This window comes from Tistrella bauzanensis (assembly GCF_014636235.1).
GTDB lineage: Bacteria > Pseudomonadota > Alphaproteobacteria > Tistrellales > Tistrellaceae > Tistrella > Tistrella bauzanensis.
The window spans coordinates 36,784-62,077 of the sequence record NZ_BMDZ01000034.1; the positions used below are offsets into that span (position 1 = coordinate 36,784).

Consider the following 25,294-nt stretch of genomic DNA (forward strand, 5'->3'; position numbering starts at 1 on the left):
CATGATCCGTAGCATCCGCCGCGCGGCGGTGCCGCTGCTGGTGTTCTCGGGGCTGCTGGGCCTCGCCTATCCGCTGGCGATGACCGGGGTTGCGGCCGTGGTGGCACCCGATGCCGCCGGTGGCCGGCCGGTCGTCGACGATCAGGGCCGGGTGATCGGCGCGGCGCTGGTCGGGCAGCGCTTTACCGGGCCGGGCTATATCCATGGCCGGCCATCGGCTACCGATTATGGCGCGCTGCCTGGCGGCGCCTCCAATCTCGGGCCGAGCTCGGCCGTGCTGGCCGACGACGTCGCGGCGCGGGTGCGGGCGCTGCGCCAGGATGGCGGCGCGGCACCGGCCGCCGGGCTGCCCGCCGATCTGGTCACCGCATCGGGCTCGGGGCTCGATCCCGACATCTCGCTTGCGGCGGCGCGGATGCAGGTGGCGCGGGTGGCCGCCGCCCGCGGGCTGGAACCGGCCGTGGTCGCCCGGCTGGTCGAGGCCCATGTGACGCCGCCGGTCCTGGGCGTGCTGGGCGAGGCGCGGGTGAACGTTCTGGCCCTGAACATGGCGCTGGACGCGGCATCGCCAGCCAAGGCACGCTCGGCACCATGAGCCACGATCCCGAGGCCGCCCGCCCGGCCCCCGATGCCTTGATCGATGAAGCCGGCCGCGCACGTCGCGGCCGGCTGAAGGTGTTTCTGGGCGCCGCCCCCGGCGTGGGCAAGACCTATGCGATGCTGGAGGAGGCGCAGCGCCGCCGGGGCGAGGGCGTGGACGTGGTGGTGGCGGTGGTCGAGGGTCATGGCCGGGCCGAGACCGAGGCGCTGGTGCGCGGGCTGGAGGTGGTGCCGCGACGGATGATCAGCCATCGCGGCCGGCCGTTCAGCGAAATGGATCTGGATGCGGTGCTGGCGCGGCGCCCGGCCCTGGCGCTGGTCGACGAATTCGCCCACACCAACATCCCCGGATCACGCCACGAGAAGCGCTATCAGGATGTCCGCGAACTGATCGATGCCGGCATCGACGTGCTGACCACCCTGAACATCCAGCATCTCGACAGCCTGAACGACATCGTCCAGCGCATCACCCGCATCCGGGTGCGCGAGACCCTGCCCGATGACGTGCTGGCCATGGCCGATGAGATCGAGTTGATCGACCTGCCGCCTGATGACCTGATCCGGCGGCTGCGCGACGGCAAGGTCTATCTGGGCGATCAGGCGCGCCGGGCGGTGGCGCATTTCTTCAGCCGGGGCAATCTCACCGCCCTGCGTGAACTGGCGCTGCGCGCGGCGGCCGAGCGGGTCGATGACGAGATGATCCGCTATATGCGCGCCCATGCCGTGCCGGGGCCATGGCCGGCGCGCGAGCGGTTGATGGTCTGCGTGGGCCCGGGGGCCGAGGCTGAGAGCGTGGTGCGCGCCGCCCGCCGCATGGCCGACCGCTCGCGCATGCCGTGGATCGCGGTCCATGTGGAAACCAGCCACGCCCATGGCGAGGACACCGACGACGCCGCGCGCGACCGCGCCAATCGCGCGCTGCGGCTTGCCGAGCGGCTGGGCGCCGAGGTGGCGGTGCTGCCGCGCCCGGCCCACAGCCGGCGCATGGTCGAGGATCTGCTGGCGCTGGCGCGCGACCGCAATGTCTCGCGCATCCTGGTCGGGCGGGCGGCGGGCCGGTCGGGGATCGGCCGGCGGGTCCGGCAATGGTTGCACGGCGGCGGGCTGGGTGCTGCCCTGCTGCGGCGGGCCGCCGGGTTCGATCTGACGGTGATCGCGGCCGGCCCCGGCCCGGATGCCGGCGATGACCGTGACGACCGGCTGCAGGCAACGGCACCACCCGCCAGCTTCGGGCCGCAGGAGCTGGGGCTGGTGGGTATGGCGGTCGGCGGCGCGGTGGCGGTGGCGGCGCTGGTCGAGACCGTGCTGCCCCTGCCCAATCTGTCGCTGGTGTTCCTGATCGCGGTGCTGGTGGTGGCGATCCGGGGCGGGTTGTGGCCGTCGATTGCGGCCAGCATCGCCAGTTTCGTGGCCTATAACTTCTTCTTCACCGCCCCTTATCACACGCTGGCGATGTCGCGCACCGAGGACATCCTGACCATCGTGTTCTTCCTGATCGCGGCCACCCTGACCGGCAATCTGGCCGGGCGGCTGCGCGAGCGGGTGCAGGCCGAGGGGCAGGCCGCGCGGCGGGTGGGCAATCTGTACGACTTCGCCCGCAAGGCCGCCGGCGCGGCCAATATCGACGATGTCGCCTGGGCGGTGGTGTCGCATGTCGCCCGCACCCTGCAATGCGATGCGGTGCTGCTGCTGCCCGACGCGGAGGCCGAGGGCGGCTTGCGCATTGGCGCGGGCTTTCCGCCTGAAGACCGGTTGACCTCGGCCAACCGTGCCGCCGCCGAATGGGCCTGGCGCCATGGCCGGCCGGCGGGCTGGTCGTCGGACACGCTGCCGGCATCCGACTGGCTGTTCGTGCCGATGCAGGCGGCCCGCGGGCCCGTGGGGCTGGTGGGGGTGTCGTTCAGCGGTGGCCAGCGGCCACGATCGCTGCGCCCCGATCAGCGCCAGTTGCTGGAGGCGGTGGTGGATCAGGCGGCGCTGGCGGTGGACCGCACCAATCTGGCGGCGGATATCGAGGCCGAGAAGCTGAAGGGCGAAACCGACGCCCTGCGCGCGGCGCTGCTGTCGTCGATCAGCCATGATCTGCGCACGCCGCTGGTGTCGATCATCGGTGCCGCATCCAGCCTGAAGACGCTGGGCAGCGCCCTGACCCCGGCCGAGCGTGGCGACCTGGCCGATACCGTGCATGACGAGGCCCGCCGCCTGGATGCCTATGTCCAGAACCTGCTGGACATGACGCGGCTGGGCCATGGTGCGCTGGAACCGCGCCGCGACTGGGTGGATCTGGCCGATCTGGTCGGTCGGGTGCGCCAGCGGCTGCGTCGGCTGCCTGATGCGCGGCGGCTGGAGGCCCGGATCGCCCCCGATCTGCCGCTGCTGCATGTCGACGGCGCGCTGATCGAACAGGTGCTGGTCAATCTGGTCGACAATGCGATCAAATATGGCGGGCCGGACGGGGCGATCACAATCCGGGCCGGGCTCGTTGCGGCCGCCGGCGGCGCGCCGGTCGACATCGGGCGGGCCGACATCAGGCCGATCGACATCAGGCCGATCGAAATCAGAGTCGAGGATGACGGGCCGGGCATTCCGCCGGCCGATCGCGAGGCGGTGTTCGACATGTTCCACCGGGTGCGGGCGGGCGATGCCCAGCCGGCCGGAACCGGGCTGGGGCTGGCGATCTGCCGTGGCTTTGTCGAGGCGCATGGCGGCCGGATCACCGCCGGCCCCGCAACCGCCGATGGTCGGGGGACCGCGATCACCATCCGCCTGCCGGCGCCGGCGCCGCCCGCGCCGCCGCCTGACGAGGGCGAGGACAAGGGCGAGGGCGAAGCCGGCGATCACCCCGATGGCGCAGATCCGGAGACGACCACATGACCGGCCCCCGTATCCTGGTCGTCGACGACGAGCCGCAGATCCGGCGCTTCCTGACCATCGCGCTGGGCGCCGGCGGCTTTACGGTGATCGAGGCCGCGACCGCGCAAGCGGCGATCGAGGCGGCGGCCCTGCAATCGCCGGCGCTGGTGGTGCTGGATCTGGGCCTGCCTGATGCCGACGGGTTGAGCGTGATCACCGCGATCCGCGACTGGTCGGCGGTGCCGATCCTGGTGCTGTCGGTGCGTGCCGACGAGGCGGAGAAAGTGGCGGCGCTGGATCGTGGCGCCGATGATTACGTCACCAAGCCATTCGGCATTGCCGAGTTGACCGCCCGGATCCGCGCCGCCCTGCGCGCGCGCGGCCAGTCGGGAACACAGCGGATCGGCGACGGCCCGCAGGCCGAAGCCGAACCGCTGATCCGGATCGGCCGGATCACCATCGATCAGCCGGCCCATCTGGTGACGCTGGATGGCCAGCCGGTGAAGCTCAGCCGCCGCGAATACGATCTGCTGTGCACGCTGGCACGCAATCGCGGCCGGATGATGACCCATGGCCAGTTGTTGCGCGCGGTGTGGGGGCCGGCGCATGAGGCCGATACCCATTACCTCAGGATCTATGTCGGTCATCTGCGCCAGAAACTGGGTGACGACCCGTCCGATCCGCGGCTGATCATCAACGAACCCGGCGTCGGTTACCGGCTGGATGGGGGTTGATACCATCAACCCCCTCTGGCCGTTGCGACCGTCGTTTCAGGCGCTCACAGACCCTTCGCGCGGCCGATATCTTCCAGCGCCGCCAGCCAGTGATGGTAATAGGTGGCGCCGGTATCCGGGTCGCCGCCAAGCTGGGCGGTGACGATGCGGGCCGAAATGGTCGCGGCCCATTCGCTCCAGGTGAACAAACCCGCCTGATTCAGCGCCACGGCCAGCGCGAAGGCCTGCGCTTCCCAGGGTTCGCGGAACACCGGACCGTCGGCATCGGCGGGCTGGCCCATCAGGATCGGCCGGCGGGCGGCGGGGGGTTGATGCTCCGGACCGGTCAGCGCGGCCGGGGGCGGGCAGGGGGCGCTATGGGCGGTATTGTCGGGGGTGCCGGGTTCAGTTGGAAGGGCGGCGCCGGCGGGCACGACGGTGATCGGGCGCGGCATTGTCCGGCCGGACGGGCCGGGCGTGGTGGTGCTGGTCATGCGGCCGGCTCCAGATGATCATCCCAGAGATCGGCATGGACGCAATCCCTGGGATGCGCCGTTTCGCCCCACAGGTCGCGGGCCGCGAAGCGCACGGCATAGCAGGCCTGGGGCTGCTCGCCGGCACCCGAGGCGCCGGTATCGGGGAAGACGAAACCGCCATGCAGCCGGACGATTTCGCCAACCCGGCCACGGACATAGCGCGGTGCCCGGGTATGGGCCGGAGTGTTGATGTCGCGCACCCGCACCCGGTCGCCGATCGTGAAGCGGGGCGGGCGGGCATCGGCGCGTCGCGCCGAGGAACCGCGCGCCAGAATCGCGGCGGCGGCATCAGGTCCGGGGGCCGGCTTCAGGTCGGCGGGCAGGGCCGGTGCTGCCGGATCCGGCTGCCCCGTTTCAAGTTCAGCGCTGGTTGCCAGCCCGTGGCGGCGTATCAGCGTTTCCAGCCCGCGGGTCCAGATCTCGTAATAGCTGCTGGTCAGATAGACCGGCGGCGGCAGGCTTTCCCGGGCATGGCGGGCCTCGTCGATCGACCAGCGGCCCAGGAAGCCCACCGCCAGCGTCACCGCCAGCGCCCGGGCTTCCCAGGCTGCGTGAAACATCGGCTCGTCGGCTTCGATGCCGATCGGGCCGAAGCCCATCATGCCGCCCAGATCCTGTGCACCGTTCATGGCATCAACCCTCCGCCATGGCCGGCGCGCCCGCCTGTGGCGCGATCCGCGACACCCCGATCATCGCGTCGCGGGTGACGATGCCGGCCAGTTGATCCTCGGTCCAGTCATCGGTGCCGGCGGGGCGTTCCGGCAGCACCAGATAGCGCAGCTCCGCCGTGCTGTCCCAGACCCTGACCTCGACGTCGTCGCCGAGCGTGCAGCCGAATTCGGCCAGCACCCCGCGCGGGTCCAGAACGGCGCGCGAGCGATAGGGTGCCGATTTGTACCAGACCGGCGGCAGCCCCAGCACCGTCCACGGATAGCAGGAGCACAGCGTGCACACGACCATGTTGTGCACCTGGCCTGTGTTCTCCAGCGCCACCATATCCTCGCCCTGGCGGCCGGTATAGCCAAGCTCGGCGATGGCGGCGGTGGCATCGGCCAGCAGCCGCGCCTTGTAGGCCGGGTCGGTCCAGGCGCGGGCGACGACGCGGGCGCCGTTGCGCGGACCGACCCTGGTCTCGTAGGTGTCGATGATCAGATCCAGCGTCGCCGGATCGACCAGCCCCTTGGCCACCGCCAGCGCCTCGATCGCCTTCACCCGCGCCGCCATCGGCGAGGGCGGCGCGGTGTGGGCGTCTCCATGCACATGGCCGTGGTCATGGCTGTGGTCGTGGCCATGGTCGTGATGGTGATCATCATGGTCATGATCATGACCGGTCATCGGGCACCTCTCTGGCGGCGGCTGCAACAGTTGGATCAATCGACGGTAGGCCGCTCCGGTATGCGGTGCAAGTCGCCGCTCGCGATCATCGGCGGTGTCCGGGTGACAAGGCCGCTGTCGACCTCGGCCATCGCCATGCCAAGCCAGGCGGCGACCCGGTCGATATCCGGCCGGTCGGCCGCCGCCTCGCCCCGGATCAGCCAATAGGCATCGGGCCAGGGCACGGCGGTGGCGAATAGCCGCGCCAGCCGGCCGGCGGCGATATCGGCGGCAACCAGCCGGGTCGGGGCAAGCGCCACGCCGTGGCCGGCAATGGCGGCGCCCAGCAGGTGGTCGTGATCGCCCAGCACCGGCCCGCGCGGCGGCGTGGCGCGGGCGATGCCGGCGCTGCGGAACCAGCTTGTCCAGGCATCTTCCGGGCCGCGCAGCAGCCGATAGCGGGTCAGGGCCTCAGGGGCCGCAGGCCGGCCCACCCGGGCCAGATAGACCGGGGCGGCCACCGGCACCAGCATGTCACCGGCCAGCCGGTCGACCCCGTCGACCCCGCGTGGCCGGGCGCCGATCCGCACGATCAGGTCGGGCGGCACGGCATCGCTGTCGGGGCCGCCGGCGCCTTCCATCATCAGATGCGGCTCGATGCCCGGCACCGCGGCTTCCAGTTCGTCCAGGCGGGGCAGCAGCCAGCGGGTGGCGAAAACCGCGGGCACGGCGATCCGCACCGGTTCCGACGGCACGCCCTCCAACTCGCCCAGACCCCGGGCCAGCAGGTCGAACATCTCACGCGATGTGGCGAACAGCCGCCGGCCATGCTCGGTCAGCACCACCTTGCGGTGCAGCCGGCGGAACAGCCTCACCCCCAGCCGGTCTTCCAGATCCCGGATGCGGTGGCTGATCGCGCCGTCAGTGAGGTGCAATTCCTCGGCGGCGCGGGCGAAACTCTGATGGCGGGCGGCGGCCTCGAAGGCGTGAAGGGCACCCAGGGGCGGCAGGCGACGACGTGACATGACCAGAACACTCCGGTTATTGGCGTCGACCGGCGGGCATCTGCGGGGCCGGGATGCGGTGCGGCACGGCGGGTGGCGTCAGCCGATCTGGCGGGCATGCCAAGGATCGGCCGGCTGGCCTCGTGCGCACCATCCGTGGCCGGTCCCCTATGTCCGGTGAAGCGGCAGTCAAAGGCCGTTCAACGGATGCAGGAACCAGCGGCCCGCGGCGAATGCCGGGTCGATGGCGGTCTGTGATGACGGTCGGAGGTGGGGCGCTGAACCGGCCCCGCCGATCAGGCGGCGAGGGGTATGGCGTCGAGACGGACGGACCGCGGCGGCGGGACGGCGCCGGCCGTGGCGGTCGGGGTGGCGGCGCGGTGTCGGTGCATCGCGGCACCACCCGGGCGCTTACCAGCGGCCTCGGCCTTGTCGCCTTTGCCGCTGCGACCGTCGAGGTCGGCCTGGCGGCGCGAAATCGAGCCACCGTCGGCGTGGTCGGCCTGCCAGCCGCCAAACCAGTTCTGATTGAACCGGTCGTCGGTCTGCCAATTGCGATAGCGGCCCTGATGGCGGGCGGCCTGCACGGTCGTCACGGTCACGACGGCCAGGGTGGTGCCGGCGGCGATGCGGGTCGCGGCGGTCACGGTGGCAGTGGTGGTGCGAACGGTCGAGGCGGCGGCGATCAGGGCGGACATATCGGCGATCTCCGGTATCGGCACGGCGGGCGGGACGAAGCGTCCGGTCCGGCGTGCAACTGGATGCGTGGTGAGTGTGTGCGAAAATGTCGCGGCTTGCCAACCCCCTATCGTGTCGGCGGCGGCCGAACTATCGGTCCTGACAGCATTTTTTTCAGCCAGTGTGTCGTCATGCGGTTGTGCCGTCCGGGGCCTCGCCACCTGATAGCGTGGCGCTGTCCGGACGGGCGCTGTCCGAACGGCTGGCCGTGGGGTGGGCCGCGATCAGCGCCGCCGCCATCCGCTCGGCCTTGTCGATCACCAGCATGGCGGCAACCGGCGGGCAACTGCGCACGGCGGCTGTGCGCCACATCGCCAGCCAGCGATCGAAATGGGCGGCCGTCAGTTCGGGCATCTCGGCATGCGTGCGCATAGGGTTGCCCTTATAGGTGCCATCATGCAGCAGAACTGAGCGCCAGAAGGCGGCCACACGCGCGATATGCGCCGGCCAATCCGCCTCGTCGACCCGCCGGAACACCGGACCGAGCAGCGCATCCTCGCGCGCTGCGTCGTAGAAATGCCCGACCAGCCGGTCGATTGTCGGTGCATCGACCGGCTGGTGCGCGGGGTGGCGCCGGGCAGGGCGGGGTGGCGATACATGTTGCATCATCATAACGTTCCGAAGTGGACACTGTTGTCATGTGCCGGATGATTGATCTATCGTCTCAGTAGTGGGTGACGACAGGGAATACACGTGCCATGTGCCGCCAACCCCATACAGACCAGGCAGCTTCGGCGATCCGGCGGCCGCGCAGGCATGGCCGCCGCTGGAGCTATATGCTGCCGCTGGGGCTGTTTCTGGCCGTGATGCTGATGACCCTGGCCGGCCTGGACGATCCGGTCGGGCTGAAGGCGGCGAGCGCGCAGCGGTCGCAGGATCTGGTGCTGCGGGTCGCGCGCCCCTTCATGACGGTGCCACGGCCGGACGGAACGGGTTCCCGGATCATCGGTCAGAAGGACGTGGTTGTCATCGCCGTCGATGCCGACCCTGATGGCGTGCGGCTGAACGTGGATGGCTGGCCGACCTCCTGGCCGCTGACCTATGACGAATGGACGGTGTTGCTGACTGGTCTGGCAGGCTTCCGGCCGCGCGCGATCTTCATCGATGCCTATTTCACCGTCGACATGGAGGCGCGCTTCGCCCGCCTGCCGTATGGCCGGGTCAGCTCGGCGATGCGGCGCTTCGCCGATACGGCGGCGCGGCTGTGTCCGCCGGCATCGGCTGGTGAGGTGGTCTATCCGATCCCGGTCTCGGTCGGCTGTCCGGTGGTCGGGGAGCGGAGCGAACAGGCCCTGCCCTCGGCCGCGATCGTCGATCTGTTCCGGGGCGCCGATGTCATCGGCCCCACCGGTGCCTCGACCATCACCGGGCCGGGCCGGATCGGCGTTCCGGCGGTGCCGATCAGCTTTCCCGATGGTCCGGGCCTGCCGTTGAGGCGCAGCGCCGCCGGCGCCGCCACGGCCGGCGGCGGTTGCTGGGGCCCGCCGGCGGAACCGCTGCTGGATCGCCCCTGCGGCCAGCCGGTCCAGGATACGGGGCATAGCATCTGGGACCGTGCGCCCTTGGGTCTGCATGATCTGGGGCCGGCCGCCTGGGGCTATGTCCATCATCGCTGCGGCGCGCTGACACGCGCCTCAGCACGCACCGATTGCCGGCGGCAGGTGGTTGGGGCCATGGGCTGGGACGATCCCGGCCGGGCGGCGCCGATCCAGGTGACCTGGCCGCTGTATATGGACCAGAGCGCCACCATCCAGACCGTCGGCAGACGGTCCGATCCGGCATCGGGTGCCTGCGTTGCCCTGCCATCGTCGAGCCTGCCGGTCGATTACCGGCTGGTGCGGCGCTATCACGGCGGGGCGGGCGGGAAGAGGACCGCACACACGGCTCTCGGCAGCCTGTTCAAGCTGCCGACGGTGCGGACCCCCACCCTGACAGCGGCGCCTATGCCGCCCTCGCGCGGCGTGGCGCCCGTCATGGGCGGGGCGTGCCGATGGAGATCCGCGACGCGATCGCCATCGCGGCGGATGCGGTGACACCGGACTGGGGGCCGCGTCGGACGCCGGCGCCGCCGGCCTGGCCGATGACATGGATCGACAAGGCCGTCGCGGGCTATCGGACGGTCGATACGCTGTTCACGCCAGCCAGCCGGATGGCGGGCAGGCCCCGGATTCCGCCGCGGGTGGTCGAGCCGTCCGATCCCGCCCGGCAATTGCTCTGCCCCGGCATTCCCGGCATCCGGCTGGGCGATCTGGTGGCGTTCACGGCCTTCGGCGGCGCCACGCCCGACGTGACCGGCGACCTCCGGCGGATGATCGAGGACCGGGTGGTGATGATCGGCCGGGCCACCGCTTCGGCCGATCTGCATGCGATCGATGACATGGTCGCAATGCCGGGGGTGTATGTCCACGCGGCCGCCCTGCGCAGCCTGATCGATGACGGTGCGCGCTATCTGCGGGTGCTGAAGCCGGAATGGCGCTGGCCGGCCACGGCCACCGATGTCTGCGCCATCCCGGGTCGCGGCTATGAGGTGCTGCTGGGCTGCCTGTCGTTGTATTTCGGCTTCCGGATCTATCGTGGCCGCCGGGCGGGCGACACGCTGGCGATGCGGATGATCAAGCACAGTCTGGCCTGGGTGGTCATGGCCGGGCTGGCTGCCCTGTCGGTCTGGCTGCTGATGGCGGTCTGCCGCGAGGCACCGCTCAACTGGATCGGCGTCGTCTCGGTCAGCGGACTGACCGCAGGCTATTTCATCCGCCGGGAATGGCACCAGCTCACCAGACCCGATCCGGAGGACGCGTGACCCGGTCGGATGGCAGGAGTGGTACCGGAAAGATCGGGGTCTGAACACGATCGAGATCTGAAACAGGGAGGGGAGGCCCGTGATGATCAAGTCAGTCACTCTTGCAGCCACGATCGTGGCCGCACTGCTGCCGCAGATGCCGGCGATGGCAAGCCGGCAATGCGCCGATCCGATGCGGATCACCGATGTGCTGGCGCCGACCACGACGGTGCGCGTCGCCGGCACCACCGACAGCGAACGCATCACCCGCGAGGATCTGCTGGCCGCGTCGATCGATCTGTTCATCATCAAGGTGGATGATGACTATGTCACCGTCTCCCCCGACGGACGGAATTACCTGGAGATCCCGCGCGCCGACGTTCAATTGTCGCAGAACGTCCGGCAGATGGATGGCAGCGGGCCGCAACGGTCGACCGGCAGCCAGGGGCTGGGCCTGTGCAATGCGGGAGGTGCGGGATGATGGCGCCACGCATTGCCTGCCGGATCACCGCCCTGGCCGCCGCCTGCTGGCTGCTGGCCGGGTGCACGGAGGAGGTCAAGAAGGCTGTCGGTGGCGCGATGTCCGATGTCCGCGCGATGGTGACCGGCGAGCCGTCGCTCGCCCGCTTCGACGGCCGCTATATCGACAGCGACGAGGTCACCGCGCTGATGCCGCGGGCGACTGCGGCTCAGCCGCTCGATTTCGCCTATGCGCCGACCCCTGACCAGATTTCCTATACCTCGCTCTATGGTCCAGGCCAGCGCAGCCGACGCGTGCAGGGCACGCTGGATGTCGAGGCGGCGACCAGTTTTCCCGACGTGCAGACCTATCTTCAGGACCGGGTCGATCTGCTCTTGCAGGGCTGGCCCGCGGAGCATCGGCCGGCGGTCGAGGTGGTGTTGAGTGCCAGCACCAACAGCGAGCCCTCAGCCATGCCCGGCCGGCGGCTGGTGGTGCCGATGGGGCTGCTGCTCGATCAGGCGCGTGCCACGGATCCCATCGTCACCGCCATGCTGGCGCATGAACTGGGCCATATCCTGCTGTCGCATAATGACGGCGACTCGAACCGCGACCGCACCGTCGCCAGCCTGACGACGCTTGGTGACATGGCGGCCTTCGTCGGTGGTGGCCGGGCCGAGGCCGTCGCGGGTTCGATGGTGGGTCAGCGGCAGTCATCCGCGCGCGATGGACGATCTGTCGAGGCGGATGAAAAGCGCCTGCGGCGGCCGTCGGGCATCTATCGCCAGTATGTCGACCGGGTGATCGGCAGCACCTGGAATCAGGCCGAGGAATTGCAGGCCGATCTGCTGGCGCAGGATCTTCTGGCGGCCCTGCCGCCGGGCGGCCCGCATGCCGGCGACATGGTGGCCATGCTCTCAGGGCTCGCGGTTGAAAAACAGGATCTGGAAGCGGCCGCGGCTGATGCCGCGGCGGCCCAGATCCGCCAGAGCGGCACCGAGATGGCAGAGGTCGGGGCGGTCGACAAGGCGGCGACGACCGACATGTTCGGCGACATCGCCATGTCGGTCGGCAAGTCGGTGTTCCTTTTCTTCACCGATGATCATCCGCCGATCGAGGCGCGCAGGGAGCTGGCTGTGGACTATTCACAGCGGCTGGCATCCCTGCGGGGGGACGCGGCCGCATCGGGTGGCGCGCGCGCCCTGCTGACAAAGAAGACCGAGGATAAACGGCCCGATCCGCTGGCCCGGCTTCTGGCGCGCAAGGACATCCAGCGCGAGATGAGACTCTACACCCGTGCCTTCGGGTTGATGCCCAGCCTGTCGGGCGCATCGGATGCGGATGCCGATGTCGATTATCGTGGCTTCCTGAAGGCTCTGGGGCGCATCGACCGGGTGCGTGATCCGTTCCTGCTGACCATCGCCGGGCAGGCCCATGTCGCCACCGGCAACAACCGTGCGGCGCGCCAGGCCTATGAACGGGCGGTGGCGATGCCTCAGGCGGGGTTGATGCCGTTCGAATCCCTGGCCCGTCTGGATCTGATCGAGCGCCGGCCTCAGGCGGCGCTGGACCGGATCGCCGAAGGCGAGGCCCGGGCCAAATATCCGCCCCGGCTGCTGCCCTTGCGGATCGCGGCGCTGCGCGATGCCGAACAGCCCTTCGACGAGCCCCTGCAGCGCTGCATGAGTGTCTATCTGCCGGATATCCGGTTCATCTGCCGGGCGGCGGCGGGTGAAAATGTGTCGGAAGAGGATCTGAAGACGGAGCCGACGGTCGCCGGCGACATCATCAACAGCCTGTCCGCGGGCCGGTAGACCGTTCCAACTGACCGCCGGTGCGGGGGGGTGCCATTCGGCGCGGCGCAACACGGAAACACTTGCCGTGTGCGGTGCCGCGCCCTCATCCTGTGGGCGGCCCGGTGGTTGCGTCGCGATATGGCGCCGGACGGGCCGGCTTTCTGCCACAACGGAGCAGTCCATGGCGCCTGACGATACCCCGCCTCGTGATCCCGCAGCACCACGCCACCCGTCCCGGCGGGGCCTGCTGCGCATCGGACTGGGCGGGGTGGCGGCAGCAACGACCCTGCTTGCCGGCTGCCAGCCGCGCTTCCGGCCGGGGCCGGTGGCGGTGATGCCGCCGGCCCCTGAGCCGGTACCTGACGTGGCGGCGACGCCCGAGGTCGTGGCGGGGCCGTATTTCGCCGATCGGGCGGTGCTGTTCAAGCTGGAGCGCACGCTGGTCTTCTATGGCGGCGAACACGAGGTGGCGCGCTATTCGGTGGCGATCGGCCGTGGCGGTGCCGGGCCCAAGCGCCGCGAGGGCGATGCGCTGACCCCTGAGGGCCGATATCACATGATGCCGCCGGGCCGGCCGTCGGGTGATGGCTTCCGCTGGTTCATCCCGATCGACTATCCCAATGCCGAGGATCGCGAGCGTGCCCGGCAGTTGGGGCAGCAGGTGCCGCTTGGCGGCGCCATCGGTCTGCACGGCACCGGCGATACGCCCTGGACATCGATCCATGCCCGCGGCGACCGTAGCTGGACCCTGGGCTGTCTGGCGGTGACCAATCAGGAGATCGACGAGATCCGCGAGATGATTTCCTATAACGGCCGCATGCCGTTCCCGATCGAGATGCGCGGCTGACCGGGCGGATGGCGATGATGACTGCCGAGCCCGAACAGCCGTGGCGGCGGGTGGGCCGGGGCGCCGCCGCGACCCTGGCGGCGGCGCTGCTGCTGTCGGCCTGCGCCGGTGGCATGCCGGGCGCCGATGCGCCGCGCGCGGCGCCGCTAGCCTGCGCGCCTCAGCCGCCGGCCGGCGCCATGGTGCCGGCGATGGTGGCGGCGGCCGAGGCCGAATGGCGGGCCTTCGGCCAGCCGGTGGTCGATTTCCGCGGCGGCGCACCGTCGCTCAATCCGGCCGGGCTTGACGAGACCGACAGCCGGGTGCGCGCCCGGCTGCAGCTCTACTGGCGCGCGGCGGCGGATGATCACGGCCTGAAGATGGGGGCATCCGACGTGCCCGAACTGTCGCCGTGGTCGGCGGCGTTCATTTCCTATGTCGCCTGTGCCGCCGGGGTGTCGCCGGCCGATCTGCCGCCGGCCTCGCGGCATCTGGATTATGTCGACCATGTGATCTTCCGGGCGATCCGCACGCCCGACGACCCGACCGCCCGCTTCGTGCCGGCGGAACCCATGGCCACCGCCCTGCGGCCCGGTGATCTGCTGTGCGCCGATCGCGGCCGCAGCGATGGCGCGCCCGAACTCGACCGCTGGGAGGATCGCGCCGCCGAGGTGATCGCCGCCCGGCAGAGCGGCTGGGACACCCGGCCCCGCGGCATGCATTGCGATCTGGTGGTGCGGGTGGCGCCGGGCACCATTGCCGCCATCGGCGGCAATGTCCGCGACCGGGTGGCGATGAGCCTGTTTCCCGCCGACCCGCTGGGCCGACCGGTGCCGGTGACGGGCACGCCGCACTGGTTCGTGACCCTGGCCGCCATCGACCGGTGACGGCCGAACCGGATTTCATGGAACCGTCATCAGCCTGTCGTTGAATCATTCGTTATTTCGGGTATTGTCGAAACATGGAAGCCGTTGCCGCCACCCGGATGTTTCAGGCGCTCGCCAACGAGACCCGCCTCGCCGTGTTCCGCCTGCTGATGCGCGCGGAGCCCGACGGGCTGGCCGCGGGTGCGATCGCGGTCTGTCTGGGGGTCGTGCCCTCGACGCTCTCAGCTCATCTGAAAGAGCTTGAGCGGGCAGGGCTGGTGACCGTTGAACGCCAGGGCCGGCAGTTGATCTATCGGGCCGAAACCGGCGGGGCGCGGGCATTGATCGGTTTCCTGATCGCCGATTGCTGTGGCGGCCACCCTGATGTCTGCGCGGATTTGCAGGTGGGGGCCGCATGCGGTCCGCTCGCGGCACCAGCCGCACCCCGTCTGCCGATCGAGGCTCAGATGACCGACACCCCCCAGCCTGCCGCCGCCGCCCAGCCCGCTGCGACCCTGGATCGCGGCCGTGTCTACAACGTGCTGTTCCTGTGCACCGGCAATGCCGTGCGCAGCATCATGGCCGAAGCGCTGTTGAACCATCTGGGTCGCGGCCGCTTCCGCGCCTTCAGCGCCGGCAGCAACCCGGCTGGCCAGCCCGATCCGCTGGCGCTGACGCTGCTGGAGCGGTCACGCATTCCCACCGAGGGCCTGCGTTCGAAGAATTGGGACGAATACCAGGCCGAGGGTGCGCCGAAATTCGATTTCGTCTTCACCGTCTGCGACCATGCCCGCGAGACCTGCCCGGTCTGGCCGGGCCAGCCGATGACCGCCCATTGGGGCGTGCCCGACCCGGCCGATGCGTCCGGCACCCCGGCCGAGCGGGTGCTGGCGGTGGCTGAAGCCTTCCGCATGCTCAACACCCGGATCGGCATCTTCGCCAATCTGTCGATCACGGCGTTGGACCGGCTGGCCCTGCAGAAGAGCATCGATGATATCGGCCGCACGGCGGCCGCCTGAGGCCAGCCGCCTGCAACCAGACACCTGAAACCGACGGAGACCAGCCCCATGACCCGCGTTGCGATCAACGGCTTCGGCCGCATCGGCCGTCTGGTCGCCCGCGGGCTGCTGAGCGGCGATCACGGGGCGGCACGCGCTGCCGACCTCGATCTGGTGATGATCAACGATCCGCATTGCCCGGCCGCGACCGCCGCCCATCTGCTGGAATTCGACAGTGTCCATGGTCGGATGCGGGCCGATATCAGCGCGGCCGCGACCAGCATGACCGTCAATGGCAGCCGGATCGCGGTCACGGAGGCCGCGACCCCGGATGCCTGCGACTGGGCGGCGGCGGGCATCGATCTGGTCATCGAGGCATCGGGCCGGTTCAAGGACCGGGCGAGCCTCGACGGCCATATCACCGCCGGCGCCCGCGCCGTGCTGGTGGCGGCGCCGGTCAAGGCCGGTGCGCTCAATCTGGTGGTGGGGGTGAATGACCACCTGCTGGGCGACTGGATGGGGCAGGAGCCGACGCCGGTGGTGACGGCGGCGTCCTGCACGACCAATTGCCTGGCACCGGTGGTGAAGGTGCTGCACGAGGCGATCGGCATCCGCCATGGCAGCATCACCACCGTCCACGACGTCACCAATACCCAGACCCTGATCGATGCGCCGCACAAGGATCTGCGCCGCGCGCGCTCGGCGCTCACCTCGCTGATCCCGACCAGCACCGGCTCGGCGACCGCGATCGGCCTGATCTTTCCCGATCTTCAGGGTCGGCTCGACGGCATCGCCGTGCGGGTGCCGCTGCTCAACGCCTCGCTCACCGATGCGGTGTTCGAAATGGCGCGCGAGACCTCGGTGACCGAGGTGAACGATCTGTTCGCGGCCGCCGCATCCAGGTCGCTCGCCGGCATCCTCGGCTTCGAGATGCGGCCGCTGGTGTCGGTGGATTATCGCGGCGACACCCGCTCGGCGATCGTCGACGGGCTGTCGACCCGGGTCATCGCCGGCACCCAGGTGAAGATCTATGCCTGGTATGACAATGAGATGGGCTATGCGACCCGGATGATCGATCTGGCGGCGCGGATGGCCGGGCATATGCAGGTGTCGGCGACATGACCGCCGCCGCGCGCGCGGGTGTCCGGGCCTATGCCGCCGTCACCGGCGCCTATTGGGGCTTCACGCTGACCGACGGCGCGCTGCGCATGCTGGTGCTGCTGCATTTCAACGCCCTCGGCTACAGCCCGGTCGAACTCGCCCTGCTGTTCGTGCTCTATGAAGCCTGTGGCGTGGTCACCAATCTGGTCGGTGGCTGGGTCGCCACGCGGTTCGGCCTGCGGGCCACGCTGTGGTCGGGGCTGGCGCTTCAGATCGGCGCGCTGCTGATGCTGGCGTCGCTCGATCCGGCCTGGGGGCGTGAGGCCGGGGTGATCTGGGCGGTGCTGGCGCAAGGATTGGCCGGCATCGCCAAGGATCTGACCAAGATGAGCGCCAAGAGCGCGATCAAGGCCGTGGTCCCGGATGATCCCGCATCCGGCGGCGGGTTGTTGTTCCGTTGGGTGGCGCTGCTCACCGGGTCGAAGAACGCGCTGAAGGGCGTGGGCTTCTTCCTGGGCGGCGCCCTGCTGGGCGGGCTGGGCTTTCAGGGCGGGTTGGTCGTGATGGCGGCGGGTCTTGGCGTGGTGCTTATGGCGGCGCTCGTCGCCGTGCCCGCGGGGCTGGGCGGACGGGCGCGCAAGGCGCCGTTCCGTGGCATCTTCGCCCGCAATCCGGCGGTCAACCTGCTGTCGGCGGCCCGGCTGTTCCTGTTCGGGGCCCGCGATGTCTGGTTCGTGGTCGGGCTGCCGGTGTTCCTGCATGACGGGTTGGGCTGGAGCTTCGCGCGTACCGGCGGCTTCATGGCGGTCTGGACCATCGGCTATGGCATCGTTCAGGCGTCGGCGCCGGCGCTGGTTCGTCGGCGTGGGGCGCCGGTCGCAGGCGATCCGGCTGTGGGTGATCCCGTGGCCCGCGATGCCGCACGGATCTGGGCGGCGGTGCTTGCCGTGATTCCGGCGGCGATGGCGGCGGCACTTGCCGGCGATCCCACGCTGGACATGGCGGCCTGGATCGTGGTTGGCGGGCTGCTGGCCTTCGGCGTGGTGTTCGCGATCAATTCGGCCGTGCATTCCTATCTGATTCTGGCCTATGCGGAAGGCGACCGGATCGCGCTGAATGTCGGCTTCTATTACATGGCCAATGCCATGGGACGGCTGGTGGGCACGCTGGCCTCGGGGCTGCTGTTCGCGGCCGGCGGTCTGGCCTTGTGTCTGGCGGGCTCGGCGGTGATGGTAGCACTCTCCTTTCTGATCGCGCTGGCGCTGCCGGTGCCGCCCGCCGCCGATCCCACGGCACCGCTTCAGGATCTGCCCGAATGACCGACCATACGCCCGCCATGTCGCCGATCAGCCGCTTCGAACGCCACCTGACCCTGTGGGTGGCGCTGGCGATCGCGGCCGGCATCGCGCTTGGTGCGGCGTTCCCGCAGGCGACAGGCGCGCTGGCCGGGGCCGAGATCGCGCGGATCAACCTGCCGGTCGCGGTACTGGTCTGGGCGATGATCTTCCCGATGATGCTGGGCATCGCGCCGCGCGCGGTGCTGGATGCCGGCCGCCGCCCCGCCGGGCTGGTGCTGACCCTGGTGGTCAACTGGCTGATCAAGCCCTTCACCATGGCGGCGCTCGGCATCCTGTTCTTCGAGCATGTGTTCGCGGATCTGGTCGATCCGCAGGATGCCCGGGCCTATATCGCCGGCATGATCCTGCTGGGGGTGGCGCCATGCACGGCGATGGTCTTCGTCTGGTCGCGGCTGGTGGATGGCGATGGCGCCTTCACCCTGGCGCAGGTGGGCATCAATGACCTGGTGATGATCCTGGCCTTCGCGCCGCTGGCCGCCCTGCTGCTGGGCGTGGCCGAGGTGTTCGTGCCCTGGGACACGCTGCTGCTGTCGGTGCTGCTGTTCGTGGTGATCCCGTTCGCGGCCGCCATGCTGGTGCGGGCGCGGATGCTGCGGTCAGGCGGTGGCGGACAGCGCGCGCTCGACGATCTGTCGCACCGGCTGAAGCCCTGGGGTGCGGGCGCGCTGATCCTGACCGTGGCCCTGTTGTTCGCGTTTCAGGGCCAGCGGGTGCTGGACCGGCCGTTGGGCGTGGTGCTGGTGGCGGTGCCGCTGCTGGTGCAATCCTATGGCATCTTCGCCCTGGCCTATCTGGCGGCGCGGGTGATGAAGCTGCCGTTCTCGGTGGCGGCGCCGGCGGCGCTGATCGGCACCTCGAATTTCTTCGAACTGGCGGTGGCGGTGGCGATCGGCCTGTTCGGCATCGACAGCGGCGCCGTGCTCGCAACCGTGGTCGGCGTTCTGGTCGAGGTGCCGGTGATGCTGTCGCTGGTGGCCTTCGCCCGCCGCACCCGGCACTGGTTTCCGGCCGCGACGGCCTGATCCATGCTCTGATCCCTGGTGCGCGCCGCCAGGACTGGCCGCGACCACGGGGTTTGCGGTATACCGATGGGACACCCCGGCTTCATCACATCGGATCGGCTGTCCCCATGCGTCGCACCACCCGTTTTCGCGCCTTGGTTGAGGCGCCCGAGATTCTGGAAATGCCCGGTGTCCAGGATGCGCTGACCGCACGGATCGCGGCCGAGGCCGGTTTCGAGGCCATCACCTGCGGTGGCTATGCCTCGACCGCCGCCCTGATCGGCGAGCCCGACACCTCGCAATTGTCGATGCGTGAACTGGCCGATCACTATGCCCGGATCTGCGATGCGGTGGACGTGCCGGTATTCGCCGATGCCGATACCGGCTTCGGCAATGTCACCAATGTCCGCCGGGCGGTGCGCGCCTATGAACAGGCGGGGGTCGCGGGGCTGTTCATCGAGGATCAGGTGTTTCCCAAGCGCTGCGGCCATATGGCCGGCAAGGCGGTGGTGCCGGTCCAGGACATGGTCGCCAAGCTTCAGGCGGCGCTGGATGCGCGACGCGACGGCGATCTGGTGATCATGGCCCGCACCGATGCGCTGGCGACCGAGGGGCTGGATGCGGCCATCGATCGCGCCTGTCTCTATCGCGAACTGGGTGCCGACATGGTGTTCGTCGAGGCGCCGGAGACGGTGGAGCAGATGCGCCGGATCTGCGCCGCGGTGAAGGCGCCGCTGCTGGCCAACAACATCGAGGGCGGCATGACCCCCATGCTGACCGCGGCCGAGTTGCACGAGATCGGCTATGCCGTGGTCACCCATCCGGTGGCGCTGACCTATGCGGTGGCCCGGGCGGCGCGCGACCTGTTCGCCACCCTGCGCCGCGACGGCATCACCACCGGCTTCGCCGACCGGATGCTCGATTTCAAGGGCTTCAACGACCTGGTCGGTCTGCCCGATGTCAGGGCGCGGGAACAGGCCTATCTGGATCAGGCCGCCCGCGTCATGGCGTCGCGGCCCGCGGTGTGACGGGCCGAGGTGTGATGGGCCGAGGTGTGACGGCGACACCAGCCGGCCCGTATCGCCTTGTTCAATGCCAGGACACCTGTTGTCAGGACACCTGTGCGAACAGGTCAGGATACCTGTGCGAACAGGTCTGGCACTGACGGGTCGCCTGCGCGGTCGCGCACCGGATGGGCGCCCAGGCCGATCAGCCGGAAGGCGGTGCCGCGGCCACTGACACCGCCATCGCGCAGTTCCAGCGCCAGCAGATCGCTTGCCGCATCGATCAGCGGGGCGGCCTGATCGCTGGCGGCCCGCAGCCGCCGGCTGCGGGTCAGGGTGGTGAAATCGGCGGTCTTCAGCTTCAGCACCACGCCTTCGGCGACCAGCCCGCCCTTGGCCAGCCTTGCGGCCACGCGCTCGGCCAGCGGCGGCAGCAAGGCGGTCAGCCGGCCGGCATCGCGCTCGTCGCGGGCCAGGGTGGTTTCGGCCGACACGCTCTTGGTCGGCCGCCAGGGCGTCACCCGGCGCGGGTCCAGACCGGCGGCAAAGCCTGCGATCTGTGCGCCGATGCGGCCATAGCGCTGCGCCAGCGCCTGCGGCCCCAGGCTCTGCAACTGGCCGATGCGGGTGATGCCGTCGGTGGCGAGCCTGCGGGTGAAGGCCGGGCCCACCCCCCACAGCATCCGCACCGGCTTGTCGGCCAGGAAGGCCGCAGCCTCGGCCGCGCCGATCACGGCGAAGCCGCGCGGCTTGTCGAGTTCCGAGGCCAGCTTGGCCAGGAATTTGTTGGGGCCCAGCCCCACAGACACCGTCACCCCCACCTCGCGCTCCACGCGTCGGGCCAGCGCCGCCAGCCGTTGCGCGGGGCTGGCGCCGCCATCGGCGACGGTGGCGGCGGCGATGCCGAGGTCCAGATAGGCCTCGTCGATCGACAGTGGCTCGACCAGCGGGGTCAGCGCGCGCATCAGCCGGCGGATTTTCATGCCGGCCTCGTGATACCGGGCCATGTCGGGCTTCAGCACCACGGCATCCGGGCACAGCTCCAGCGCCTTGAACATCGGCATCGCCGAACGCACGCCCTTCATCCGCGCCAGATAGCAGCAGGTCGCGACCACGCCGCGATGACCGCCGCCCACGATCAGCGGCTTGTCGATCAGCTCCGGCCGGTCGCGCTTTTCAACCGAGGCATAGAAGGCGTCGCAATCGACATGCGCGATCGCCAGCCGGTGCAGCTCGGGATGGGCGATCACCCGTGCCGAGCCGCATGCCGGGCAGCGCTGTGCCGCTGCGGAGGCCGGGCAACCTTGCGCAGACCCGGGCGGCGGATCGGTGTTGCCGCACGACCGGCACAGCCAGCCATCCACGGCCGCCGGCATGGCATCGTCACCGGGCAGGCTGCTGTCGTGGCTCATGGCGCGACGTCCGGACCAGAGAGACTGCCCGCGCCGGGTTTCTGGCGGGACACCGGGCTGCTGGCGGGGCAGAGGAATGTTCCCTTCATGTTCTCACTGCCCGGCCCGGTTGTCCAGCGGGTTGCGCCGGCCTCAGCGGGTCACCTCTCTCAGCGGGTCACCTCCCTCAGCGGGCCACGTCCCACAGCCGCGCCGCGCCGCGCACGCCGCTGTCGTCGCCATGGCGGGCGACGACCACGGGGGTGCGGACCCGGTCCGAGAACAGCCAAGGGCCGATCAGCGGCGTGGGATCGCAGGTGATCGCGTCCATCAGTTCCGGCACCTGCGACAGCCCGCCGCCGATCACGATCGCATCCGGGTCCAGAAGATTGATGACCATCGCGAAGGCCCGGCCCAGGCGATGGCGCCAGCGCATGATCGCCGCGATCGCCATCTCGTCGCCCTGGCGCGCATCCGCGATCACCGCCTCGGCGCTGCGGCAGGCCAGGGCCGATGCCTCGTCCTGCCCGCGCAGGCGCGCGGCATCGCCGGCCAGGCCCGGGCCGGAGAGCAGGGTTTCGATGCAGCCGCTGCGACCACAGTAACAGGCGGGGCCGGGCAGTTCCGGAACACGGTCGGCATCGGGCGGCAGCGCTGCGCCGGCGGTGCGGCTCCAGGGCTGCGCCCAGGGCATCGGGACATGGCCCCATTCACCGGCGATCGCGTCGGCGCCATGATGGACCCGCCCCTGAATGGCAATGCCGCCGCCGACCCCGGTGCCCAGGATCACCGCGAACACCACCCCGGCGCCGGCGGCAGCACCGTCGCTCGCTTCAGACACGGCCAGGCAGTTGGCATCGTTCGCCAGGCGCACCGCCCGACCCGATGCCGCCGCCAGGTCGCGATCCAGCGGCCTGTCGTTCAGCCACAGCGAGTTGGCATTCTTCACCAGTCCGGTCTTGGGGCTGATCGCGCCCGGAATGCCGATGCCGATCGGCAGCATGCCGGTTGGCGCGATACCGGTCGGCGCGATACCGGTCTGCGCGATACCGGTCGGCGCGATCCTGGCCGCCTGCTCCAGCCGCGTCGCCAGATCGCCGATCGCCGCCAGGGTGCCGGCGTAATCGTCACGGGGGGTGGGAACGCGCATGTGTGCCAATGTGCGGCCGCTCAGGCGGTCGATGGCGATGCCGGCGATTTTGGTGCCGCCAAGGTCGATGCCCAGCAGCACCGGCGCCGGTGCCGCCGGGCGGGCAGTTGTCGGGTGGCTGTCATCCGGTCGTGCCGGGGCCGAAGGCCGGGGGCGTGCCGGGGCCGAAGGCCGGGGGGCGGCGGTGGTCATGTCGGCTGCGGGCCTCGCCTTGTTCGCATGATACAAATGGACGATCGACCACGCATGATGTTGCACCGCCTGACGGTTCGCCACAAAATGATTGCTGCGGTCATCGGAACCGGGCATCGTGCGCCGGTACGAGGCGAGCCGCCGGTCGCGGACCGTTCGACGTGAGGTCGAACCGTTGCAGAGATCGATGTAGCCTCTAGAAGGCGCGGGGCGGAAGAAGCCATGCCGAAGACGGTTCTGATCGTCGAAGACAACGACTTGAACATGAAGCTGTTCAACGACCTCCTTGAGGCGAACGGCTACGTGACTTTGCAGACCCGTGACGGCATGGAGGCGCTGAAGATCGCGCGGGAGCAGCATCCAGATCTGATCCTGATGGATATTCAGCTGCCTGAGGTTTCGGGACTGGATGTCACGAAGTGGATCAAGGCGGATGATGAGCTGCGGACTATTCCGATTATTGCCGTAACGGCCTTCGCGATGAAGGGCGACGAGGAGAAGATCCTGGATGCCGGCTGTGAGGGCTATATCTCGAAGCCGATTTCTGTGACGCCTTTCCTCGAGACAGTGCGCAAGTTTCTGGATTGAGGGGCTATGCCCGGTCGCGTTCTCGTCGTCGATGACCTCTTGCCCAACCTTAAGCTGTTCGAAGCGAAGCTTACGGCAGAGTATTACGACGTCGATCTGGCCCAGAACGGCGAGGCAGCGCTGCTGCGTGCCCAGGTCCATCCGCCGGATATCGTGCTGCTCGACATCATGATGCCGGGCATGGATGGCTACGAGGTCTGCCGCCGGCTGAAAAGTGATCCCGACACCGCCCATATTCCGGTGGTGATGGTGACGGCGCTGAGCGACAGCGTGGAACGGGTCCGGGCGCTGGAGGCCGGCGCCGACGACTTCCTGACCAAACCGATCAACGATGCCGCGCTGTTCGCGCGCGTGCGGTCGCTGACCCGGCTGAAGATGATCCTCGACGAATTGCGTCTGCGCGAACAGACCATCTCGGATTTCGGTGTCGGTGCCGCAGCACCCTTGCCGCTGGACGAAAGCGCCGATGGCGCCCGTGTGCTGGTGGTCGACGACAGCGAGATCGAGCGCGATTTCCTGGCCAACCGGTTGAAGAAGACCCACAGCGTCAGTGCCGTCGGCACCGCTCTGGAAGCGCTGGATCTGGCGCGCACCGAGGGTTTCGACCTGATCGTGGTCAATATGCTGATCGAAACCTTCGATCCGCTGCGCCTGTGCAGCCAGATGCGCGCGATCGACGAGACCCGCCAGACCCCGATCCTGGTGATCGTGGGGCATGACGACATCGAGCGCATGGCCAAGGCGCTGGATCTGGGCGTGAACGACTATCTGATGATGCCGCTGGACGTGAACGAGCTGGTGGCGCGTGTGCGCACCCAGGTGCGGCGCAAGCGCTATCAGGACCGGTTGCGGCAGAATTATCAGCGCTCGATCGCGCTGGCCGCCACCGACGGGCTGACCGGCCTGTATAACCGCCGCTATCTGTCGGCCCATCTGCAACGCATGTTCGTGCGTGCCGGCCATGATGGGCGGCCGCTGGCGGTGCTGATGTTGGACATCGACCACTTCAAGCAGTTGAACGACACCTATGGCCACGACGCCGGCGACCGGGTGCTGCAGGCGATGGCCGACCGGATGACCCGCCATGTCCGCGGTGTCGATCTGGTCGCCCGCTATGGCGGCGAGGAATTCGTGATGGTGCTGCCCGACAGCGATCAGCGTTCCGCCCACGAAGTGGCGGAGCGGGTGCGTTCGGTGATTTCCGGCCAGCCGATCGTGATCGACGACGAGGGCCATCAGGTCACCGTCACCGCCAGCATCGGCGGCAGTCAACTGCGACCCAGCGATCAGGATCCCGACGACATGCTGCGTCGCGCCGACCAGGCGTTGTACCGCGCCAAGGCCGCCGGCCGCGACTGCTTCATTTTCGATCGGCCGGAATAGCCACCTGACCAGGGCCGGAACAGCCACCTGATCGGGGTGGACCGCCCGCGAGATTGGCGCCAACGAAAAAGGCCGCGCGCCCTATAGGGGCTTGCGGCCTTTTTTCATGTTCCGACTGCCTGTTCAGGCAATCCCGTGGACGCGGCCCCTGATGGCGCCGTTTGGCGCGCCGGGGCCGCACGGGATCACTTGATCTTGGCTTCCTTGAACATCACGTGCTTGCGGAGCTTCGGGTCGTACTTCCGCAGCTGGAGCTTTTCGGTGGTCGTGCGCGGGTTCTTCTTGGTCACGTAGAAGAAGCCGGTCCCCTCGGAGCTGACCAGCTTGATCTGCACGGTGGCGGGCTTGGCCATCGCTCAATCCTCGTATCGCTATCCGGTGTGCCCCGGAGGCCTGCGACCGAAGCCGCCTGCGCTCCACCGCTCCCCGTGAAGGGGCGGGCGACCGGCTGGCGGCCGGATCGCGCGGGTGTACGTTGCAGCGCCGTGTCGTCGGCGCCAGACATAGAGACGAGCACCATATGCATGGGCGCGGGCTTGTCAAGCGGAGTCGGGAGTCGCACCAGGGCTATCGCATTTGCCCAATGATCGACCTTGCGAATTCATCGGACCATCCGGCCCGTTTTCGCTTGCGGCTGATCGGG

General features: G+C 69.4%; 25 protein-coding genes. 16 read left to right on the forward strand and 9 right to left on the reverse strand.

The window, feature by feature from the left end; all coding sequences use genetic code 11:
• Window position 1 precedes the first annotated feature (1 nt).
• From kdpC to IEW15_RS14500, 3 genes are read left to right on the forward strand one after another with little or no spacing between them, the layout of a single operon-like run.
• Complete coding sequence (kdpC, locus tag IEW15_RS14490; protein WP_188579134.1) at window positions 2-595, forward strand: potassium-transporting ATPase subunit KdpC; 594 nt, start codon at window positions 2-4, stop codon at window positions 593-595.
• On the forward strand, window positions 592-3,474 hold the full coding sequence (locus tag IEW15_RS14495) for a sensor histidine kinase (protein ID WP_188579135.1): 2,883 nt from the start codon (window positions 592-594) through the stop codon (window positions 3,472-3,474). Before kdpC ends, IEW15_RS14495 begins: the two co-directional genes overlap by 4 nt.
• Window positions 3,471-4,187, forward strand: coding sequence for a response regulator (locus IEW15_RS14500; RefSeq protein WP_188579137.1), 717 nt, complete (start codon window positions 3,471-3,473; stop codon window positions 4,185-4,187). The genes IEW15_RS14495 and IEW15_RS14500 overlap by 4 nt, the downstream gene beginning before the upstream one ends.
• 44 nt (window positions 4,188-4,231) lie before the next feature.
• On the opposite strand, the gene IEW15_RS26765 is transcribed toward IEW15_RS14500, so the two are convergent.
• From IEW15_RS26765 to IEW15_RS14530, 6 genes are all read right to left on the reverse strand, one after another.
• Window positions 4,232-4,660: a nitrile hydratase accessory protein gene (locus IEW15_RS26765; protein ID WP_268237165.1), complete on the reverse strand. Its 429-nt coding sequence runs from the start codon at window positions 4,658-4,660 to the stop codon at window positions 4,232-4,234.
• The gene (nthB, locus tag IEW15_RS14510) at window positions 4,657-5,331 is read right to left on the reverse strand and encodes a nitrile hydratase subunit beta (protein WP_188579139.1); all 675 of its coding nucleotides are present in this window, start codon (window positions 5,329-5,331) and stop codon (window positions 4,657-4,659) included. The genes IEW15_RS26765 and nthB overlap by 4 nt, the downstream gene beginning before the upstream one ends.
• Window positions 5,332-5,335: 4 nt before the next feature.
• Entirely contained in the window at window positions 5,336-6,037 is a 702-nt protein-coding gene (gene nthA, locus IEW15_RS14515; protein WP_188579141.1) for a nitrile hydratase subunit alpha, read from the reverse strand.
• 35 nt (window positions 6,038-6,072) lie between these two features.
• Window positions 6,073-7,041, reverse strand: a complete 969-nt coding sequence (locus IEW15_RS14520) for a LysR family transcriptional regulator (protein WP_188579143.1) — start codon at window positions 7,039-7,041, stop codon at window positions 6,073-6,075.
• Window positions 7,042-7,316: 275 nt separating this feature from the next.
• Entirely contained in the window at window positions 7,317-7,718 is a 402-nt protein-coding gene (locus IEW15_RS14525) for a hypothetical protein (protein ID WP_188579145.1), read from the reverse strand.
• A 169-nt stretch (window positions 7,719-7,887) separates the two neighbouring features.
• Complete coding sequence (locus IEW15_RS14530) at window positions 7,888-8,367, reverse strand: group III truncated hemoglobin (RefSeq protein WP_188579147.1); 480 nt, start codon at window positions 8,365-8,367, stop codon at window positions 7,888-7,890.
• 89 nt (window positions 8,368-8,456) lie between these two features.
• Here IEW15_RS14530 and IEW15_RS14535 point away from each other — a divergent pair, with 89 nt between their 5' ends.
• The 11 genes from IEW15_RS14535 to IEW15_RS14585 all read left to right on the forward strand — a co-directional run bounded on the left by IEW15_RS14535 (window position 8,457) and on the right by IEW15_RS14585 (window position 19,971).
• Entirely contained in the window at window positions 8,457-9,791 is a 1,335-nt protein-coding gene (locus IEW15_RS14535; RefSeq protein ID WP_188579149.1) for a hypothetical protein, read from the forward strand.
• Complete coding sequence (locus tag IEW15_RS14540; RefSeq protein ID WP_188579151.1) at window positions 9,749-10,558, forward strand: CHASE2 domain-containing protein; 810 nt, start codon at window positions 9,749-9,751, stop codon at window positions 10,556-10,558. The genes IEW15_RS14535 and IEW15_RS14540 overlap by 43 nt, the downstream gene beginning before the upstream one ends.
• Window positions 10,559-10,640: 82 nt before the next feature.
• A complete protein-coding gene (locus IEW15_RS14545) occupies window positions 10,641-11,018 on the forward strand; it encodes a hypothetical protein (RefSeq protein WP_188579153.1) in 378 nt (125 codons plus the stop codon).
• Window positions 11,015-12,811 carry a M48 family metalloprotease gene (locus IEW15_RS14550; RefSeq protein ID WP_188579155.1) on the forward strand — a complete coding sequence of 599 codons (1,797 nt, stop codon included), beginning with the start codon at window positions 11,015-11,017 and terminating at the stop codon, window positions 12,809-12,811. The genes IEW15_RS14545 and IEW15_RS14550 overlap by 4 nt, the downstream gene beginning before the upstream one ends.
• Before the next feature lie 163 nt (window positions 12,812-12,974).
• Window positions 12,975-13,640: a L,D-transpeptidase family protein gene (locus IEW15_RS14555; RefSeq protein ID WP_188579157.1), complete on the forward strand. Its 666-nt coding sequence runs from the start codon at window positions 12,975-12,977 to the stop codon at window positions 13,638-13,640.
• A gap of 8 nt (window positions 13,641-13,648) precedes the next feature.
• The gene (locus tag IEW15_RS14560) at window positions 13,649-14,506 is read left to right on the forward strand and encodes a DUF2272 domain-containing protein (RefSeq protein WP_188579159.1); all 858 of its coding nucleotides are present in this window, start codon (window positions 13,649-13,651) and stop codon (window positions 14,504-14,506) included.
• A gap of 74 nt (window positions 14,507-14,580) precedes the next feature.
• A complete protein-coding gene (locus IEW15_RS14565) occupies window positions 14,581-15,504 on the forward strand; it encodes a metalloregulator ArsR/SmtB family transcription factor (RefSeq protein ID WP_188579161.1) in 924 nt (307 codons plus the stop codon).
• Window positions 15,505-15,552: 48 nt separating this feature from the next.
• The gene (locus tag IEW15_RS14570; RefSeq protein WP_188579163.1) at window positions 15,553-16,605 is read left to right on the forward strand and encodes an ArsJ-associated glyceraldehyde-3-phosphate dehydrogenase; all 1,053 of its coding nucleotides are present in this window, start codon (window positions 15,553-15,555) and stop codon (window positions 16,603-16,605) included.
• Complete coding sequence (gene arsJ / locus IEW15_RS14575; RefSeq protein WP_188579165.1) at window positions 16,602-17,903, forward strand: organoarsenical effux MFS transporter ArsJ; 1,302 nt, start codon at window positions 16,602-16,604, stop codon at window positions 17,901-17,903. Before IEW15_RS14570 ends, arsJ begins: the two co-directional genes overlap by 4 nt.
• Complete coding sequence (arsB, locus tag IEW15_RS14580) at window positions 17,900-18,964, forward strand: ACR3 family arsenite efflux transporter (protein ID WP_188579167.1); 1,065 nt, start codon at window positions 17,900-17,902, stop codon at window positions 18,962-18,964. The genes arsJ and arsB overlap by 4 nt, the downstream gene beginning before the upstream one ends.
• 107 nt (window positions 18,965-19,071) lie before the next feature.
• Window positions 19,072-19,971, forward strand: a complete 900-nt coding sequence (locus IEW15_RS14585; RefSeq protein ID WP_188579169.1) for an isocitrate lyase/PEP mutase family protein — start codon at window positions 19,072-19,074, stop codon at window positions 19,969-19,971.
• Window positions 19,972-20,075: 104 nt separating this feature from the next.
• On the opposite strand, the gene IEW15_RS14590 is transcribed toward IEW15_RS14585, so the two are convergent.
• The gene (locus IEW15_RS14590) at window positions 20,076-21,359 is read right to left on the reverse strand and encodes a DNA polymerase IV (RefSeq protein ID WP_229708121.1); all 1,284 of its coding nucleotides are present in this window, start codon (window positions 21,357-21,359) and stop codon (window positions 20,076-20,078) included.
• Between the two features lie 166 nt (window positions 21,360-21,525).
• On the reverse strand, window positions 21,526-22,680 hold the full coding sequence (locus IEW15_RS14595) for an ROK family protein (RefSeq protein ID WP_188579171.1): 1,155 nt from the start codon (window positions 22,678-22,680) through the stop codon (window positions 21,526-21,528).
• Between the two features lie 222 nt (window positions 22,681-22,902).
• On the opposite strand from IEW15_RS14595, the gene IEW15_RS14600 reads away from it, so the two are divergent.
• Both IEW15_RS14600 and IEW15_RS14605 read left to right on the forward strand, forming a co-directional pair.
• Window positions 22,903-23,268, forward strand: coding sequence for a response regulator (locus IEW15_RS14600; protein WP_188579173.1), 366 nt, complete (start codon window positions 22,903-22,905; stop codon window positions 23,266-23,268).
• Between the two features lie 6 nt (window positions 23,269-23,274).
• On the forward strand, window positions 23,275-24,651 hold the full coding sequence (locus tag IEW15_RS14605) for a PleD family two-component system response regulator (RefSeq protein WP_188579176.1): 1,377 nt from the start codon (window positions 23,275-23,277) through the stop codon (window positions 24,649-24,651).
• A gap of 185 nt (window positions 24,652-24,836) precedes the next feature.
• On the opposite strand, the gene rpmG is transcribed toward IEW15_RS14605, so the two are convergent.
• The gene (gene rpmG / locus IEW15_RS14610) at window positions 24,837-25,004 is read right to left on the reverse strand and encodes a 50S ribosomal protein L33 (RefSeq protein WP_188579178.1); all 168 of its coding nucleotides are present in this window, start codon (window positions 25,002-25,004) and stop codon (window positions 24,837-24,839) included.
• Between the last annotated feature and the right edge of the window lie 290 nt (window positions 25,005-25,294).